Source organism: Cupriavidus respiraculi, from assembly GCF_914271545.1.
Lineage (GTDB): Bacteria > Pseudomonadota > Gammaproteobacteria > Burkholderiales > Burkholderiaceae > Cupriavidus > Cupriavidus respiraculi.
The window spans coordinates 633,834-648,200 of the sequence record NZ_CAJZAH010000002.1; the positions used below are offsets into that span (position 1 = coordinate 633,834).

Annotated in this window: 20 protein-coding genes; 1 reads left to right on the forward strand and 19 read right to left on the reverse strand. The window is 66.5% G+C overall.

Annotated elements, in window-relative coordinates; all coding sequences use genetic code 11:
* Positions 1 to 246: 246 nt before the first annotated feature.
* Genes LDO27_RS10605 through LDO27_RS10625 form a run of 5 tightly spaced genes read right to left on the reverse strand, consistent with a single transcriptional unit; the run spans position 247 to position 2,277 of the window.
* Entirely contained in the window at positions 247 to 792 is a 546-nt protein-coding gene (locus LDO27_RS10605) for a DUF2514 family protein (RefSeq protein ID WP_224041642.1), read from the reverse strand.
* Positions 789 to 995: a hypothetical protein gene (locus LDO27_RS10610; RefSeq protein WP_224041644.1), complete on the reverse strand. Its 207-nt coding sequence runs from the start codon at positions 993 to 995 to the stop codon at positions 789 to 791. Before LDO27_RS10610 ends, LDO27_RS10605 begins: the two co-directional genes overlap by 4 nt.
* Positions 992 to 1,432, reverse strand: a complete 441-nt coding sequence (locus LDO27_RS10615) for a hypothetical protein (RefSeq protein WP_224041645.1) — start codon at positions 1,430 to 1,432, stop codon at positions 992 to 994. The genes LDO27_RS10610 and LDO27_RS10615 overlap by 4 nt, the downstream gene beginning before the upstream one ends.
* The gene (locus LDO27_RS10620) at positions 1,416 to 1,748 is read right to left on the reverse strand and encodes a hypothetical protein (RefSeq protein WP_224041647.1); all 333 of its coding nucleotides are present in this window, start codon (positions 1,746 to 1,748) and stop codon (positions 1,416 to 1,418) included. Before LDO27_RS10620 ends, LDO27_RS10615 begins: the two co-directional genes overlap by 17 nt.
* Before the next feature lie 22 nt (positions 1,749 to 1,770).
* The gene (locus LDO27_RS10625) at positions 1,771 to 2,277 is read right to left on the reverse strand and encodes a glycoside hydrolase family 24 protein (protein ID WP_224041649.1); all 507 of its coding nucleotides are present in this window, start codon (positions 2,275 to 2,277) and stop codon (positions 1,771 to 1,773) included.
* Positions 2,278 to 2,395: 118 nt separating this feature from the next.
* Here LDO27_RS10625 and LDO27_RS10630 point away from each other — a divergent pair, with 118 nt between their 5' ends.
* Positions 2,396 to 3,754: a methyltransferase domain-containing protein gene (locus LDO27_RS10630; protein ID WP_224041651.1), complete on the forward strand. Its 1,359-nt coding sequence runs from the start codon at positions 2,396 to 2,398 to the stop codon at positions 3,752 to 3,754.
* Between the two features lie 30 nt (positions 3,755 to 3,784).
* Here the strand turns inward: LDO27_RS10630 and LDO27_RS10635 are convergent, their stop codons facing one another.
* From LDO27_RS10635 to LDO27_RS10695, 14 genes are read right to left on the reverse strand one after another with little or no spacing between them, the layout of a single operon-like run.
* Positions 3,785 to 4,195, reverse strand: a complete 411-nt coding sequence (locus LDO27_RS10635) for a tail fiber assembly protein (protein WP_224041652.1) — start codon at positions 4,193 to 4,195, stop codon at positions 3,785 to 3,787.
* 1 nt (position 4,196) lies between these two features.
* Positions 4,197 to 5,084, reverse strand: a complete 888-nt coding sequence (locus LDO27_RS10640; protein ID WP_224041654.1) for a gp53-like domain-containing protein — start codon at positions 5,082 to 5,084, stop codon at positions 4,197 to 4,199.
* Between the two features lies 1 nt (position 5,085).
* Positions 5,086 to 5,748, reverse strand: coding sequence for a DUF2612 domain-containing protein (locus LDO27_RS10645; RefSeq protein ID WP_224041656.1), 663 nt, complete (start codon positions 5,746 to 5,748; stop codon positions 5,086 to 5,088).
* Positions 5,748 to 7,199, reverse strand: coding sequence for a baseplate J/gp47 family protein (locus LDO27_RS10650; RefSeq protein WP_224041658.1), 1,452 nt, complete (start codon positions 7,197 to 7,199; stop codon positions 5,748 to 5,750). The genes LDO27_RS10645 and LDO27_RS10650 overlap by 1 nt, the downstream gene beginning before the upstream one ends.
* A gap of 1 nt (position 7,200) precedes the next feature.
* Positions 7,201 to 7,575 carry a hypothetical protein gene (locus LDO27_RS10655; RefSeq protein WP_224041660.1) on the reverse strand — a complete coding sequence of 125 codons (375 nt, stop codon included), beginning with the start codon at positions 7,573 to 7,575 and terminating at the stop codon, positions 7,201 to 7,203.
* Complete coding sequence (locus tag LDO27_RS10660) at positions 7,572 to 8,249, reverse strand: Gp138 family membrane-puncturing spike protein (RefSeq protein ID WP_224041662.1); 678 nt, start codon at positions 8,247 to 8,249, stop codon at positions 7,572 to 7,574. Before LDO27_RS10660 ends, LDO27_RS10655 begins: the two co-directional genes overlap by 4 nt.
* Positions 8,246 to 9,157, reverse strand: coding sequence for a phage protein (locus LDO27_RS10665; RefSeq protein WP_224041663.1), 912 nt, complete (start codon positions 9,155 to 9,157; stop codon positions 8,246 to 8,248). Before LDO27_RS10665 ends, LDO27_RS10660 begins: the two co-directional genes overlap by 4 nt.
* Positions 9,141 to 9,476, reverse strand: coding sequence for a phage baseplate plug family protein (locus tag LDO27_RS10670; protein ID WP_224041665.1), 336 nt, complete (start codon positions 9,474 to 9,476; stop codon positions 9,141 to 9,143). The genes LDO27_RS10665 and LDO27_RS10670 overlap by 17 nt, the downstream gene beginning before the upstream one ends.
* 6 nt (positions 9,477 to 9,482) lie before the next feature.
* Positions 9,483 to 10,043, reverse strand: a complete 561-nt coding sequence (locus LDO27_RS10675) for a phage baseplate protein (protein ID WP_224041667.1) — start codon at positions 10,041 to 10,043, stop codon at positions 9,483 to 9,485.
* Positions 10,040 to 11,923 carry a tape measure protein gene (locus LDO27_RS10680; protein ID WP_224041669.1) on the reverse strand — a complete coding sequence of 628 codons (1,884 nt, stop codon included), beginning with the start codon at positions 11,921 to 11,923 and terminating at the stop codon, positions 10,040 to 10,042. The genes LDO27_RS10675 and LDO27_RS10680 overlap by 4 nt, the downstream gene beginning before the upstream one ends.
* Positions 11,920 to 12,048: a hypothetical protein gene (locus LDO27_RS25585; RefSeq protein ID WP_290368814.1), complete on the reverse strand. Its 129-nt coding sequence runs from the start codon at positions 12,046 to 12,048 to the stop codon at positions 11,920 to 11,922. Before LDO27_RS25585 ends, LDO27_RS10680 begins: the two co-directional genes overlap by 4 nt.
* Before the next feature lie 26 nt (positions 12,049 to 12,074).
* Positions 12,075 to 12,563, reverse strand: a complete 489-nt coding sequence (locus LDO27_RS10685; protein ID WP_224041671.1) for a phage tail assembly chaperone — start codon at positions 12,561 to 12,563, stop codon at positions 12,075 to 12,077.
* A complete protein-coding gene (locus tag LDO27_RS10690) occupies positions 12,563 to 12,988 on the reverse strand; it encodes a phage structural protein (RefSeq protein WP_224041673.1) in 426 nt (141 codons plus the stop codon). The genes LDO27_RS10685 and LDO27_RS10690 overlap by 1 nt, the downstream gene beginning before the upstream one ends.
* A 15-nt stretch (positions 12,989 to 13,003) precedes the next feature.
* Positions 13,004 to 14,359 (reverse strand): DUF3383 family protein, encoded by a 1,356-nt coding sequence (locus tag LDO27_RS10695; RefSeq protein ID WP_224041675.1) that lies wholly within the window; start codon positions 14,357 to 14,359, stop codon positions 13,004 to 13,006.
* Positions 14,360 to 14,367: the final 8 nt, after the last annotated feature.

Here is a 14,367-nt window from a genome sequence, read left to right on the forward strand (position 1 = left end):
GAAACGGCGGTACCCTTAGACGGCGGTCCCCGTAGCACAATTGCCACATGAAGAGCCTCATTTCCCATCTCGCAATGCTCCTAGGCATTTCTCGCCGACCGCAGACCGCGTATGAGCGCGGCCGTTCCGCATTCCCCCATGGCCACAATCCATATGAGCCCGGCACGGTGGCCCAGGCCCAGTGGCAGCGCGGCTACAACGAGCGAGAAGAAGAAGCTGCCCTGAGCCAGCAGTGGTGATCCGTCCCTACGGCGAACCCGCGCTCAGGGAGTCGTAGGAGCGCTCGCAGGCCTGTCCGGCAACTCGGGCCGCGTCAGCATATTGAGCCAAGAGCCCCGCTCGACGGTCAGCGCGCTCGAGCACGTCGGCAAGCATTCCGGCGGGATCGCCGGCTGCCGCGCCTGCGCCGGCAGGGCCGGAATCCTTGCCGGCTCGACTGGCGGCGACCAGCTCGGCGACTCGGTTGCGCAGCCGATCAGCAGCAGCGCCAGCATCGCGGGCGTCGCGGCGCGCGCCCTCCAGTTCTTCCGTTGCAGCATTCGCTATCTCCATCTGCGCCGCAGTGCGGCGCTGTTCTTCCAGGCGCGCCGCGTCCACGGCTTTGAGCTGCGCATCGGCCTGTACCCGGCGCTCCTCGGCCTGCTGAGCCACGAGCCGGTCGATCTGGCTGGCCTTGCGCCAACCGTTGACTGTCCAGCCGATGCCGAACGACAGCACCGCCAGGCCGACGGCGGCGACAGCGCGCCAAGGGATCGCAGCCGCGGCGGCCCGGATTGCAGTGGTCTGGATCATCGTTCCCTCGTTGCGCAGTCCGCGTACATCGCGGCGGTCTTGTCGATGTGGGCCAGCATCGCCTTGCGGCCGGAGCCGCGGGGTAGCGTCGGCAGTGGCGGGCATGCGTAGCGCGCGGCCGGCGCCGCGGTTGGCTGGGCCGGTGGCGGCGGCGCGGGCGCGGCGCAGGCGGTCAGCAGCACGGTCAGCATGAGCGCCCTCATCGGCCGCCCTCCTGCAGCTTGCGGTTCGCTGCTTCGATGGCGCTGTTGGCCCGCGCCCGCTCGACCTCCGTCAGCGGCGCCGGCGTGGTCGGCTTGCCCTGCGCCGCGCGCTTGGCGGTCTGCGCCACCTCCGCGGACGAGACGGCCGCCTCTGCCGCAGCGCCGGCCGCCGCCGAGGCCGTCTCGGCAATGGCGGTGATCTTCGGCGCCAGCGCCTGGAGCGTCAGGGCGTACGTGCGCTGCATGCGCTCGATCTCGGCCACGTGGTCAGCCCGCAGCTGGATCACCGCTTCCTGCGCCTGCCACTGCGCCAGCGCATAGCCGCCCACGGCGCCGCCCATGGCCACCACCAGCACCAGGGTCACGGTCTCCAGCATGTGGGCCACGCGGCGAAACACCGTGCGATGCCGTTCCAGCCATTCACGAAGCGTGTCCATCCAACCTCTCCTTGAGATACCGCACCTCAGCCGTCAGCTCGGCGATCGTGCGCTTCAGGTCCCCAATCTCGCGCAGCAGGTCGTTGCGCTCCTTGTAGGCGACGTCCGCGCGCTGCTCGGCGAGGTCGGCCCTCGCGTTGGCCTTGTCGAGCAGCCCCTCCAGCCGCTGGATGATGTCGATCTCGGCTTTGCTCTGCGCCCCTTCGACCTTGTCGTTGCGCCATCCCTTGCGAATCAGCCACGCTCCGCCACCAATGGCCGCGAGGATCGCCCCCACCGCCCCGCTCACGCCCCCCGGCACCATCCACTCATTCATGTCCAATCCCTTCCGGTGGGCTTTACGCCTCGATGTCGGTGCCGCCGAAGGCGAGGTACTTCTCGCGCAGCAGCTCGAGCCGATGCTCTCGCTGGCCATACCCGGCGCCGGGCAGGCTGGCCCACTCCTTCCGGCATTTCTCCACCGCGGCGGCGAACCGGCCTTCGAGCAGATCGGGCAGCGCGCCGCGCCGGGTCACCAGGTAGGCGGCCACCTTGTCCTGCGACGCGGGCGAGAAATCGAACACCTTGCACGCCCGGCTTGCCCAGTCCCATGTGTCCGTCCGGATCTTCCCCGGGATGGCGGCCATGATCTGGTACCGGCCGGCCGCGTCGCTCAGCCCCCAGCGCGTGAGCACCGCGCGGCGCGGGTGCCTGTCGTAGCCCGCGAACAGCTCGCCGCCGACGTTCACGTTGTAGCCATCGTCGCTGCCGGCAACCGTGGTGGTGCCTTCGCTGAAGCCAAGCATGTCGAGGAAAGCCGCCATGTTCTGGCCGCCGGGCAGTTGATCGGAGTGTGTGTATGGCATAGGCGCCTCCAGAAACGAAAATGCCCGCTCGGGGCGGGCTACACAGCGGCCATCCAGTCGGCCGGGAATTGCAAAGTAGAATGCGGGCTCAGCGCGTCGTTTGGCGAAAAGACCACCAATGAACAAGAAAATCGAAGCAGCTCTGAATATCCTCCGTTGTCCCCGCACCGGCACCCGTCTCCACATCGAAGTCGACGAACTTGTGTCAGAGGCCGGAGAGCGTTATCCGATCGTAGATGGCAAGCCGATTCTCGTGCGGCGCATTCAGCCACTGCACATCACGCCGCCGGACGCCGCGGTGGTATCGCAGAACATCGCCACCTATTCACTGCCGCCGGAGATGGCCACGCGCCCGGGTTTCAAAATCCACATCGGTTCGGGCAACGTGCCCTGCGATGACCCGAGCGTGATCTCGATCGACATCCTGCCGAACACCAACGTCGATATGGTGGCGGAGGCAGAGGCGCTGCCCTTTGCTTCAGACGCCATCACCTATGCCGAGTCGGGCGCTGTTTTCGAGCACCTTTACGACCCTCTGGCTGCGGTCAGGGAAGTGCGCCGCGTGCTGAGGCCGGGCGGCCGGTTCTACATCGACACGGCTTTCCTGCAGGGCTACCACGGCTTCCCGTGCCACTACTTCAATATGACTCCGCAGGCTGTGGAGACATTTCTTGTCGATGACTTCAAGCTGGTGAAGTCCGTAGTCCCTGCGAGCGGCAGCCCTGCTATTGCCGTCGAGAACCTGCTGCGCAAGTTCATCGAAGCGCTGCCCCGGACGGACCGCGAGCGATTGCTGACCATGCAGACAGCAGACCTGCTTGGCGAGCTTTCGGACGAATCAAGGCGGGCTCCACTGGTGGCTGCCATGTCGGAGCATATGCGCCGCTCGATGGCCGCCAGCGCGTACGTGGTCGCGGAAAAGCCCAGCCACTACGCCAGCAGACCGGCCGAATCCGAGGCGTTCGCTGAACTGAAGCGCAACTACTACGCCGCCCGGGTCGGACTGATGCAGCGGTTCTACGAATTGGAGCACTACCGCGGCCGTGTCTTGGAGATGGATGCCACGATCACTGGCGTGGCCCCCTCGCAATCCCTCGATACCCTTCTTCAGGAATCGCTCGTCGACGACACGCTCAGTCCCCTAGCATGGGAGAAGGCCACGCAATCACTGGCCCGAGCCACAGCGGAGGTCTCTATCGTCCGGGATGACTGGATCAGGAAGTTTCTGACCATGGAAATTCAGCCGGACAAGGTGACGGTCCTAACCTATGTTGATCCTGAGCAGGAGGCCGCCAGGGAGGCAGAGGTGCTCCGACTGAAAGATGAAAAGCGAGCGGCGTGGGCCCGCGCGCATCAACTCGAGGTGGCGCTGCAAGCGACGTACGCAAGCAGTTCGTGGCGCATCACGGCGCCGCTACGAAAACTGATGAGCTTGCTACGCGGACGATCGGCTGCCGAAGCCAACGTGCAGCGATGATGCTCTTAGCATATGCCGCCTCCGCCAACATTAAGCCGGGGGTGTCGGCCAGACTACGTCGCCACCGGATATGTTCATGCGGTTGAGTGCAATCCGGTACTGCTTCCATGCCAAAAGGCTTTCCACCTCATCAGTGGTAGCCATATCCAGATCGACAGCATCCTGAAGGGGCGCGATCCGCGTTGCCGCTTCGCGCAAGAGCATGTCGCGCTTCTGACTCGCAAGAGCCAGCATTGCCTCGTCTGATGGCGCTGGCGGCGGCACTGCCACAGGAAACCCATCCTCACCGGGATGAATCTCGAATCCGGAGGCAGAAGCAGAGATGAGCGCCTCATACTGGTCCATTGGCACCTCGATCGCGTCTTCGGGGATATTGGAACCATTAACTTCCCGGCAGTAGAAGCCGAGCTTGCTAGGCGAATAGAGCATTTGGTTTTCCATTTCAATTCCCGAGTTCGATCCAGTGGATGACGGATGTCTGTGAAAAATTGTGCCGCAGCGAGAGTTGCGAGTTACTGATCGGACTTGCCACCGCATTGACCGTCGCGTCGGTGCCAGCATGGCTGCACACGGCTACCATCCAAGTATTCGGAAACGTAATGGGAAGGGTGATTGTCTGCGTCACACCCGCAGGGACGGCCGTGCCACCCCATTGCACGATGAGACCTGGGTTGCCGGGAAATTTCTGGTAGCTGATCGACTGATTTGCACCAGTGAATTGTCCCAACTGGACCGGGTGGCCACTCTTCGTTGCAGCAACCACCTGGGGGGCGCCTCCAGAACAGCTGACCAGCACCCACGAATTGGCATCGGCCTTCCACACCACCAATGCCTTACCATTCGCCGCCATTTCCCCACCCTGGAGGGGCGCGTGTCCCATGCCAATCACCGGACGCGCGCCGATGCCGTTGACGTTCAGTGTCGAGGCACCCGTGTTTGCCGTGCCGACCCTAAACCATAGCGCCATTCCGTCAATCAGCGTGGCAACCGGGGGCGCATAGTCAACGACATATGAGTTTGCGGCGCCGGTGTCTACGCCGGTGATCGCGTCGCCTCGCTGAATGCTGTACCCGATACCAAGCGCCAGCGCATCATCAGCGGCGCTCGACAACTCGTAGCCACCCTGCTGGGCCAGCGTCTTCATTTGTGCGAATAGCCAGGCCGCCTTCTGGTCGCTGACCTGTTGCACCTTGTTGAACTGCTCGACCGAGGGCGGCGTCGCACCGATGAAGGCCCACCCCTGGTCGTACTGGTTCTGGTCGATCGCCTCGACGTCCCCGTTCGTGCCCCAGACCCGCTCAAAGTCGTCGAAGAAATTCACGTCTGCCATTTCAGATACCCCTTGCCATAACACCCACGCCAAAGCCGAAAAAGCCTTGATTGCGGAAACCGAACGGCCGGTCGTTGGACGCGGTGATGATGCGCACGCCAACGCCGGCCGCCTTCGGCACCCACCGATACGGATTGCTGAGCAGCACGTCTGCCGGGCCCGGAATCCGGTTGATCCAGACCCGAATGGAGGCGGTGCCAGCGTCCTCGACGATGACCTGATCCACGCCGAAAATGGGCTTCAGCGAAGCAACGATCTCAGGCGCCGTGCCGTGGCCGTTGTTCAGGGCAATCTTCCAGTACAGCAGCTTCCGGTACTCCGGATCCTGCAAGGTCGTCGGCGCGGCCAGCGCGTTCTCGTGCGCGCGCCGGATGCGCGCCTGCCCGAACCCGGCCACGTTCGTCTGCCCGACGAAGCCGAAGAACTTCACATAGACAGCTTCGTCGATGACCCGCGACAGCCCGACGATTTCGCCGATGCCATCGAGCTGGCGCCCCTCCGCCGCGTCCAGCCAGCGCTTCTCGTACAGGTCCTTCAGCGCGCCCTGCAGGCCCTGCGCCGGCTTGAGCAGCGCGCGCACCAGCGCCTCCAGTTCCGTCTTGCCAACGAACTGGCCCAGCCAATTTCCCCAGGCGATGCCGGGATGGTCCTGTTCCAGATCCATCAGGTCACCTCGATGCGGGACAGGTCAAACTTCGCCACCTCGAATTCCTGGATGGTGATGTTGCCGTCGCTGTAGTCACCGGGCCCCGGTACGAATGAGGGGTCGTCGGAATGGGCAAACGACAGTTCCACGTGAGCGATCCCGGGGGTGGCATAGATGCCACCGAAGAACCTCTGTTGCACCACGTCTTGCCCGATGTCGAGCGTCGCGCCAGTCGCTGCGATCGCCGCCGCTACCTTCTCGAAGCCGTCCGCCGGAAAGGCTTGCTCGATCGGCGGCAGCAGCGTGAGCACCACCCGCACCCAGACATAGACGCGCTCCGGCCGATCAAACCGCACCAGGTGCGTCTTCCCGTCGTCCCCGACGACTGCCACCTCGACGGACCCATGCGACGCAATCCCGGCCGCCTTGACGCGGTAGATGGCGTCCGCGATCTCGTCGTCCAGGCCGCCATCTACCACCACATGAATGCTGTGCGGCGGGCGGCCGACCGCGTCAGTGACGTCGGTGTCGTTTTCGAAGTCTCGGATGGCCGTGATGCCGGCCACGCGATCTCGGATGTTTGGCGCGATGCTGGGCTTCGTGGCAGCGCCCAGCCGGAACAGGCCGGTCGGATACCGGGCCCGCAGTTGCGCGTCGTTCTCGGCGAGCCGCCCAGGAGAGCCCTGCTGCAGGTTGTTCACCGCATCCCAGCCCGCCACCGTGGTGACGATGCCATTGAGGTCGCCCACGGCGGCCTCCTCGCTGCCGGGCTCTACCGTCTGCGCCAGCACCGGCGAGCCGATGCGGGAGAACGTGAGCGGGCCGTCGAGCACCACGGCGAACGCCACACGCCCATCCGACACCAGGCGCACCGCCGCGCCGTCGCTCGACACCCCCAGGCCGGTCGCGCTCAGGGCGGCCACGAGGCCAGCCAATACCTCCGCGATGGTGGCCGTGCCGTCCGACGTGTAGCTGTGGTCGGTGCCGTTGACCCGAACCGTGTAGACCGTACTGGCCATGACCGTCGGCACAATGGTCACGTCCGCTGCTGCGCCGGCCTGGATGGTCACGTCGGCCGCCGTCGCCCAGATGGTCTGCGTGATGCGGTGGCGAATCTGCGAGCCGGCCGGCACGGTAACGCCCGCACCGCCGTAGGCGACCACATAGGCGCGGGAGCGCTCTGCCGCCAGCCGCGTCACGCCCGTGAAGGAGACGGAATTGTCCAGCGATGTGCCCGAGGCCGATCCGGGGTACATGGCGAAGTAGATGCCCTCGGCCTGTTCCCACAGCGCCGCCTCACGCTCGGCGAACGTGTCGATCAGCAGGCCGAAGATGGAATCCGGCCGCGTCTCGATGTCGCCGGCGAATCCGGCGTTGCGCATGCCGGCCACGAGGTCTTCGACGATCTCCTGCCGGATCTCCGGCAAGCGCGGCCGCACGAAGCCGTCTGGGGTTACGCCGTATGCCATATCAGGCTACCTTTCCAGAAAGGGTGTAGCGGCGGGCCACCAGTCCTTCGGTGGTGTCCGCCTCGAATTCGACCTCGAGCGTGCGGCCCGCGCGGTCGACCAGCAGGTCGATCCGGCGCACCAGCGTCACGCCCGGCACCGCGGCGATGCGCGCGCGAAAGATGGCTTCCAGCTGGGCCCGGTCCGGGCTCTTCACGAGGACGGCGTCCAGATACGGCACGCCGAACGTCTCGTCGAGGAACCACTCGCCAAGGAAGGCCAGCAGCGTCACCTTGATCTGCTGCGCAATGCGCTCCGCCCCGTCCACCAGCACCAGGTCGCCAAGCGGCGATATCTCCAGCGTGTGGCCGGGTGTCAATGCGATGTCGATGGTCATGAGTGCGGGAGCGACGTATTGCCGCCCATGCTGTCGGTGTGTCGGTGGCCATCCTCGATCGGAGCGGTCGATGTGATCACGCCGCCGGTGTGGGCAACATCGCCCACCAGCTGCATGGCCGGCCCGCCGCTGACACCACGGCCCGCCATGCCCTGTTCGTAGGTGAGCAGCTTCTTGAAGAGGGCCGGCATGTCCACGATGAAGGTGCCCGGGCCGAGGAGGATGGCATCGCCCCCGGGGGTCAGCTTCAGCGACAGAGCGCCGTACTGCACGCTGACGTTGTCCGTGTCAGCCGCGGCGGTGCCCGGCCGCAGCATCGGCGTGGCGAAAGCGTCCGACAGATCGAACTGGCGGGGATCGTCCGGCGCCGTGTCGTTGCCCGCCAGCCAGCCCTCCAGCGCGCGCTCGGAAAAGGACAGCATGACGGCGTCGCCCGGCTTCAGCGGCACGGTGACCAGCGCCTGCTGGCCGTTCATGTCGCCGCACGGCCAGCACACCGGCACCTGCACGATCTGGGGCGCGGCGAGGATCTGGCCGTTGGCCAGCTGCTTGGGCAGCGCGGGGCGCACCACCGCCGCCGTGCCGTCGTAGGAGACGATCACGCCGGGCAGCGAGGTGTGGACCTCCGCCAGCTCGGCGGCGATGAGTTGCCTCAGTTCGGTGACGTCCATCATTTCTTCGCCTTGGGAGGTGCGTACCGGTCAACCAGCTCGAGCTCGGTCTGCCAGTCCCCGCCCTCCGAGTCACCGACATGCTTGACCGACTCGGCCCGGTAGAAGCCTTCCGTGGTGCGGCTCTCCAGCTTGACTAGGTCTCCGGGGTTGATCTGCGGCAGCAGCAGCGACCGCACGCGCCAGCCGTTGCGCTGTTGCGCCGCGCTGACCAGGTTCGCCCGGTCGCCGGTGCGCTCGTCCCTGACCCGCGCTTTCTCGCGGGCGCCCTCCCGGGTGCGCTCGGGGTATCCGATCAACCCGCTGTCGGCAGCCAGCGCTACGGTGGTGCGCATCGTGGTGCCGCGCTTGGCAACCACCTGCAGCGTCTGGTTCTGGGTCGACCATTCCAGCCCGGTGCCCTGCACCACCTTGTGCAGCGCCTGGCGCGCGGCGCCGTAGAACGAAAAGCCGTTCTGCCAGACCCGGTCCGGTGCGTTGTCCGGCATCACCAGCGGCAGGCCCATCTGCTTGGCGATGTCGCGGATGATCATGCTGGCGCGCGCGCCAGGCCCGTAGCCGAGGGACACAGCCGTGTCGCGGATCTCCACGTAGCCGTCGCGCACGTCCAGCTCGGTAACCACGTCCGGGCCGTCGTAGAAGGTGTGGCCGAACGTCACGGCGCCGGCGGCCAGCAGCACCGGCCCGTCTTCCTCGGCGTAGCCGGCATACAGCAGGCAACGGACGTCCGGCTCCTCCAGCGCGCGCCGCGTGTCCGGCTTGAGGTTGTAAATCCGGATCTTGTACGGGTTCGGCTGCTCGCTTGCGTCCTTGGTGATGTCGAAGGTGATGCGGATGGGGGGGCGAATCTCGACGCCCTGCTGGCCTGCCTTGCCGAGTTGCAGCCGGTAATCCCTATTGAAGCGTGCCATCGACCAGGTCCTGTTCATCGAGATACACCAGCGCCACCTCACCCGCCGGCAGCGCTTCCCTGCTGATGTGGTCCCGGCCATCCGGCGTCAGCGCAACGAGCTCGCCGGCCGGGACATCCAGATGGCGGAACCGGTTCAACAGCCGGGTGTCCGGCACCACGGCCACGCCGGCGATCACGACCTCGTTGTTCGCGTTTTCGATGGTCAGCGCCCACAGCTCAGCTTCGCTGTTCCAGGACAGCCGCAGGAAGAACGTGCGGTCATCCAGCACGACCTCGGCCAAGCTGTCGTTCGCGTCCAATACGGGAATGGTGAACATCTGGGATCAGCCGAAAATGCGTTTAAGGTCGGACCGCTGGCGCGGCGTGGCGTCCTTGGGCGTCACCTTGCCGGCGTTCGTCTTGGTGGCGCCGGCCTTCTGCTTGGCTTTGCCGGCGCGCACCTTGTCGGGCGGTATGGCCACCGTGCGCAGCGTGGCCTTGCGGATCTTCCGGAAGCCAGCCGCGATGTGGAAGAACTCGCCCTTGCCGTCGCGGCTGATCTTGCAGGTCTCCATCACCATGTCGACATACATGTCGATGCCCGTCATCACGGTGAGGGTCGAACGCGCGGCATGGATGGCGCGCAGCGCGTCCTTGGCGCTGATCAGCTTGCTCCGCCCGCCGGCGCCAAAGAGCAGCGTTCCGGCACCCGTGATCCAGCCGGACAGGTCCAGCCTCTCCGATTCCAGGACAACGTGATCGGTAATCGGTGAACCCTCCTCGACCGCATACTCGGTCGCCCGGCTGGCCAGCTCGGTGTTCTCGTCGAGCAGCGCGTCGAGCATGATGGCGCCGACGCTGGTCTGGGCCACCCCATCCTCGAAAACCAGCGATACCGTGCTCATGCCCCTGCCTCCACCATTGGCAACGCGGCCGCTGCCCGAGGCGCGCGGGTGCTGGCCATAGCGCTGTTGATGCCGCGCTCGGTGGCTGCCGCTACCGACGCCGGATTGGCGTTGGGCGCGTTCACGGTCACGCCGGCGATGTTGTTCTGGACCGTCACCGGCGCCGACGACGGCGGCACGCGCTGTACGTCCGCCGCGCTTGCACCGCCGCCGAGCTTGTTGCCCACCCAAGATGCGGCATTGCGAAGCCAGTCAGGCGCCAGGCCGGCCAGCATGCTCTTCGCCTGCTCAACCTTTGCCAGCACCCATGTGGAAATGGCCTCGCCGATCGAAGCGAAGATCTGCCGCCCCACCTCGCCGATGCTCAGCAGCCATTCCTTCCATTTTCGGAAGCCTTCCTGCAGGTGGAACCACGCCGCATCCCAGTCGCCGCGGAACGCCGCCGCGACGGCGCTGATGAGCGACGACAGCGTCGACAGCGCCGCGCCGACGTAGGCCAGGATGCCGGCGAACACGGCACGCGCCACGTCGCCCCAGCTGCCAAACACGGTACCGAGGCCTGCGGCCTCCGCGATCCAGTTGCCGAGCGCGGTGATGCCATCGCCAATAGATCCGGCGATGGACTGCATGCCCTCCCAGATGAGGCGCAGCGGTGTCGTGATGCCGTTGAGCGCGCCGCCCCACTCCTCGACGCCGCCCACCAGGTCGCCAAGCAGCGAGTCACCACCGCTCAGCCACGTGTAGATGTCTTGACCGATCAGGTAGATGACGCCAAGAGCGGCCGCAATCGCGACATACGGGCCCAGAGACGCCCACGAGGCGACCGCCAGCCGCCGGAACATCGCCAGCAGCCCGCCCGCGGCGCTCGTGGCCGAGCTCAGCGCAGCGTTCAGCCGCACGATGGCCACGCTCGCGCCGATCAACGCCAGCACCTTCAGCACGTCCGTCAGGTTTCCCGCAAGGAATTCCACACCCTTGGCAAACCGGGCGGCCGCGCCCGTGGCGCTGTTCAGGCGGCTGATCTCTCGGCCGACGGCGTTGCGCAGCACCACCATCGCCCCGCCGAACGTGCGCGGCATGCGCTCGAACTCGGCGTTGATCTTGTCCGCCTGCTTCAGCAGTCCCTGCGCCAGCCCCTTGCTGGTGAGCTTGCCTTCCTTGCCGAGGTCCTTCAGCTGGCCGACCGTCACGCCGAAGGAGTCGGCGATCGCCTGTGCGAGCCGCGGCGCCTGCTCAATGATCGAGTTCAGCTCATCGCCGCGCAGCCCGCCGGCGCCGAGCGCCTGGCCGAGTTGCATCAGCGCCGCCTGCTGGGCGCCGGTGTCGCCGCCGCCGATGGTCATCGTCTTGCCGATGATCTCGGTCAGGTTCAGCGAGTCGGCCATGGCAAGGCCGAGGTCGCCGGCGTTGCGCTGCACCTTCTGGAACAGGTCGCCGGTGGCCGTGTATTCCTGCCGGGTGCGCTGGGCGATCGCGTAGATCTCGGCCAGCGCCGTCCGCTGCTCCTCCACGCTCTTGGTGGCCAGGCCGACGCGCCCTTCGACGCTCGACCACTCGTCCGCGATCCGGGCGGCCGAGATGATCGAATAACCGGCCACCAGCTGGCGCACAACGCTCGCGATGCCGGTATAGCTCTGGCCCATCTGCGCCGCGCTCTGCACGCCGCGCGCCTGCGCTGTGTTCAGCGAGCGCTGCGCCGTCAGCACGTCCTGCAGCCCCTGCCGCGCGCCGTCGAAGAAGCCAGCCGTGAACTCCCGCACGTTCGTGGCGCCGGTCCGTAGGCGGCCCATCGCCGTCTTGTAGATGCTCTGGTACCGCCGCAGACCGGAGTTGTCCACCTGGTACCGCAGGACGGTGACCAGTTCTCGAATGGCGTTCATGTCTTTCCCCGGGCGGCCTGCGCGGCCTTCTCTTCAGCCGCCGCAACCGCGTCCAGCAGTGCGTTGGCCTTGAGCACGTCGACCAAGTCGATATGCCCCTGTCTGGCAGCCTCAAGGCTGTACATCCCCGCCTTGATGGGCCGCCAGATGATCAGCTCAGATTCGAAGTCGGCGCGGAACCGTCCGACAGCTTGCCCAGCAGCTTTTGGGCCGACCCAGAAAGGCCGACCCACCGCGCCAAAAAATCGGCGAAATTGTGGTGGATGACGTGTGCCATCAGTTCCAGAATCTCGCCGGCGTCGCGGAACACCAGGGCACGCGTGTCCTTGGTCAGCTTCGTGTCACGGCCGTTGAGGGAAACGGCGATGCACTCGGGATCGAGAAGCCGGCCGGCCCACATCTCCAGCGAGGCGCCATCCAGCCGCGCGGACAGCGCCGTGATGGCCTCGGCGATCGAGGCATCGGACAGGTCCGCCGACGCGGGCCCCGGCTTGCCCTCGTCGCCCACGGCGGCCTGCAGCAGGCGGCCCACCGCGGGCAGGATGTCGCGCTGCAGATCCCCGAACACGCGCAGTGCCGTGAACGGGTCCATCCGCTGGATGAAGTACTCGGTCTCGCCGATGGTGACTTGCTTGCGCATCAGGCGTTACCCCCGACGAAGTAGTTGCTCTTGCCCGTCTCGATCACCCATTCACGGTTGCCGACGGTGATGCCAAACTCGGCGTTCGGAAGCTTCGTCACCCAGGCCTCCGAGGCGTTGAAGACCGTCCGACCGCGCAGGTCCGCCACCGTGATCGGGAAGATCCCGTCGCCGCCGCTGATCCGGTCCACTTGGAGCAGCGCGGACAGGATGTCGTTGCCTGTGCTGGTCTGCTGCAGCGTGATGGTGACGCGGCACCGGCGGTCCGAGGACATCGCCCGGGCCACTTCTCCGTCCGCGCCGGACACCGAGGTCACCCCGTCGCCGACCTCCTCGATGCTGATGAAGGTGTCCTCGGCGAAGCCGGACAGCACCGCCGCGCCGACGGTCACGGTCACCCGCGACGGGTCATAAGTTCCAGTCATGTTCGTCTGCTCCGATTAGAGGGCGTAGGTCAGCGTGCCCTTGATGTTGACGGCGTGGATGGCGCCGGCCAGGCGCGCGGTGAAGCTGACGTCGTTGAGCACCCGGTTCGCCTTGTCGTTGAACGGGACGTTGGCCGCACGCGGCGCGCTGATCGTGTACGACGGGATCTTCCGGCCGGTGTCGTCCAGTTCCTCCGGAGCGATGCCCCCGCGCGTCACGCCAAGGTCCAGCGTCTGGCGCATGGCGGTGGTCACCACCTGGATACCGCCGTCGGTGTACGGCACCTTGCCGTTCGCATTGATCAGCGCCGACACGACGCTGATCTTCATCTGCTCGGCGAGCCAGTCGCGGAAGCGGATCACGTCGATCCACTCGCCCGCGGCAACCCGCCCGTTCTGCGTGATCGCGAAGTTGCGGAACGGCTCGAACGTGTTGGCGTTCTTGTTGTGCGCAGTGATCGCCTCGCCCTCGGCCAGGTTGTCCGCCGTGATGCCGGTGAGCCGGACGTTCGCCCAGGTCTCGCCGCCGGGGTAGAAGGTGAACCGGTTCGCGGCTACGGCCGCTTCCAACCACTCCAGCGCCGCGCGCTCGTGATACCAGACGGCCGTGCGGAAGAACTGGCGCTCCTGCAGCTTCGATGCGATGTCGGTGTCCACGCCGGCGTCGAGGATGCCTGCCTGCGCCGAGCCGACGCCCATCAGCTTGGCGTTGGACTCGACCCACTCGGCAGCGCTCAGGACGTCCGCCTCGACCCGGCTGGTCAGCACCACGCCATACCAGTCGTCGTTCTCGCGGCGGCACGCGGCCAGGGCGTCGGTCATCGACTCCGTGCTGGTCGGCACCTGCAGCGCCAGGTTGCCCGCGACGTCCACCGAGAACGCCGCACCGTCGACATCGGCCGTCAGGGTGATGACCGCGCCGGCCGCCACGGCTTCGACCGGCGCCGCGGTGGCGGCGATGGCGCCCGCCAGCCCGGTTGCGATCAGCGCCGGGGTATCCGCCGGCAGCCCGGTATAGGTGGCGGTGGCCGACTGCGCGGCGCCGGTCTCGTCACGCCACTGCAACGTCGCGCGATAGACGCTCTCCGACGCGCGCGTGACGTCAATATCGACGGTGTCGACGTGGCGCCGGCCCACGAAGCAGCGGTTCAGCGTCGGGATCTGCGCGAACACGTCGCGCACCGCCATATAGAGCGGGTCCGTGCTGGAGATGCCCAGCTCCAGCAGCTGGTCGGCGCCGGTGACGGCCATCACGCGCGGCAGCGCCACCGCGTGTGGCCCGATCACCAGCAGGTCGGAGAAGGACTGCTCCTTGATCGCCGTGGTGTTCAGGCTGATCTGAACGTTGACGATACGGTCGAGTGTTGCCATGCGTGGCT

Coding starts and splice junctions, on each gene's coding strand:
- LDO27_RS10605 (WP_224041642.1), bottom strand. CDS start 792: ATGATCCAGACCACTGCAATCCGGGCCGCCGCGGCTGCGATCCCTTGG.
- LDO27_RS10610 (WP_224041644.1), bottom strand. CDS start 995: ATGAGGGCGCTCATGCTGACCGTGCTGCTGACCGCCTGCGCCGCGCCC.
- LDO27_RS10615 (WP_224041645.1), bottom strand. CDS start 1,432: ATGGACACGCTTCGTGAATGGCTGGAACGGCATCGCACGGTGTTTCGC.
- LDO27_RS10620 (WP_224041647.1), bottom strand. CDS start 1,748: ATGAATGAGTGGATGGTGCCGGGGGGCGTGAGCGGGGCGGTGGGGGCG.
- LDO27_RS10625 (WP_224041649.1), bottom strand. CDS start 2,277: ATGCCATACACACACTCCGATCAACTGCCCGGCGGCCAGAACATGGCG.
- LDO27_RS10630 (WP_224041651.1), top strand. CDS start 2,396: ATGAACAAGAAAATCGAAGCAGCTCTGAATATCCTCCGTTGTCCCCGC.
- LDO27_RS10635 (WP_224041652.1), bottom strand. CDS start 4,195: ATGGAAAACCAAATGCTCTATTCGCCTAGCAAGCTCGGCTTCTACTGC.
- LDO27_RS10640 (WP_224041654.1), bottom strand. CDS start 5,084: ATGGCAGACGTGAATTTCTTCGACGACTTTGAGCGGGTCTGGGGCACG.
- LDO27_RS10645 (WP_224041656.1), bottom strand. CDS start 5,748: ATGGATCTGGAACAGGACCATCCCGGCATCGCCTGGGGAAATTGGCTG.
- LDO27_RS10650 (WP_224041658.1), bottom strand. CDS start 7,199: ATGGCATACGGCGTAACCCCAGACGGCTTCGTGCGGCCGCGCTTGCCG.
- LDO27_RS10655 (WP_224041660.1), bottom strand. CDS start 7,575: ATGACCATCGACATCGCATTGACACCCGGCCACACGCTGGAGATATCG.
- LDO27_RS10660 (WP_224041662.1), bottom strand. CDS start 8,249: ATGATGGACGTCACCGAACTGAGGCAACTCATCGCCGCCGAGCTGGCG.
- LDO27_RS10665 (WP_224041663.1), bottom strand. CDS start 9,157: ATGGCACGCTTCAATAGGGATTACCGGCTGCAACTCGGCAAGGCAGGC.
- LDO27_RS10670 (WP_224041665.1), bottom strand. CDS start 9,476: ATGTTCACCATTCCCGTATTGGACGCGAACGACAGCTTGGCCGAGGTC.
- LDO27_RS10675 (WP_224041667.1), bottom strand. CDS start 10,043: ATGAGCACGGTATCGCTGGTTTTCGAGGATGGGGTGGCCCAGACCAGC.
- LDO27_RS10680 (WP_224041669.1), bottom strand. CDS start 11,923: ATGAACGCCATTCGAGAACTGGTCACCGTCCTGCGGTACCAGGTGGAC.
- LDO27_RS25585 (WP_290368814.1), bottom strand. CDS start 12,048: ATGTACAGCCTTGAGGCTGCCAGACAGGGGCATATCGACTTGGTCGAC.
- LDO27_RS10685 (WP_224041671.1), bottom strand. CDS start 12,563: ATGCGCAAGCAAGTCACCATCGGCGAGACCGAGTACTTCATCCAGCGG.
- LDO27_RS10690 (WP_224041673.1), bottom strand. CDS start 12,988: ATGACTGGAACTTATGACCCGTCGCGGGTGACCGTGACCGTCGGCGCG.
- LDO27_RS10695 (WP_224041675.1), bottom strand. CDS start 14,359: ATGGCAACACTCGACCGTATCGTCAACGTTCAGATCAGCCTGAACACC.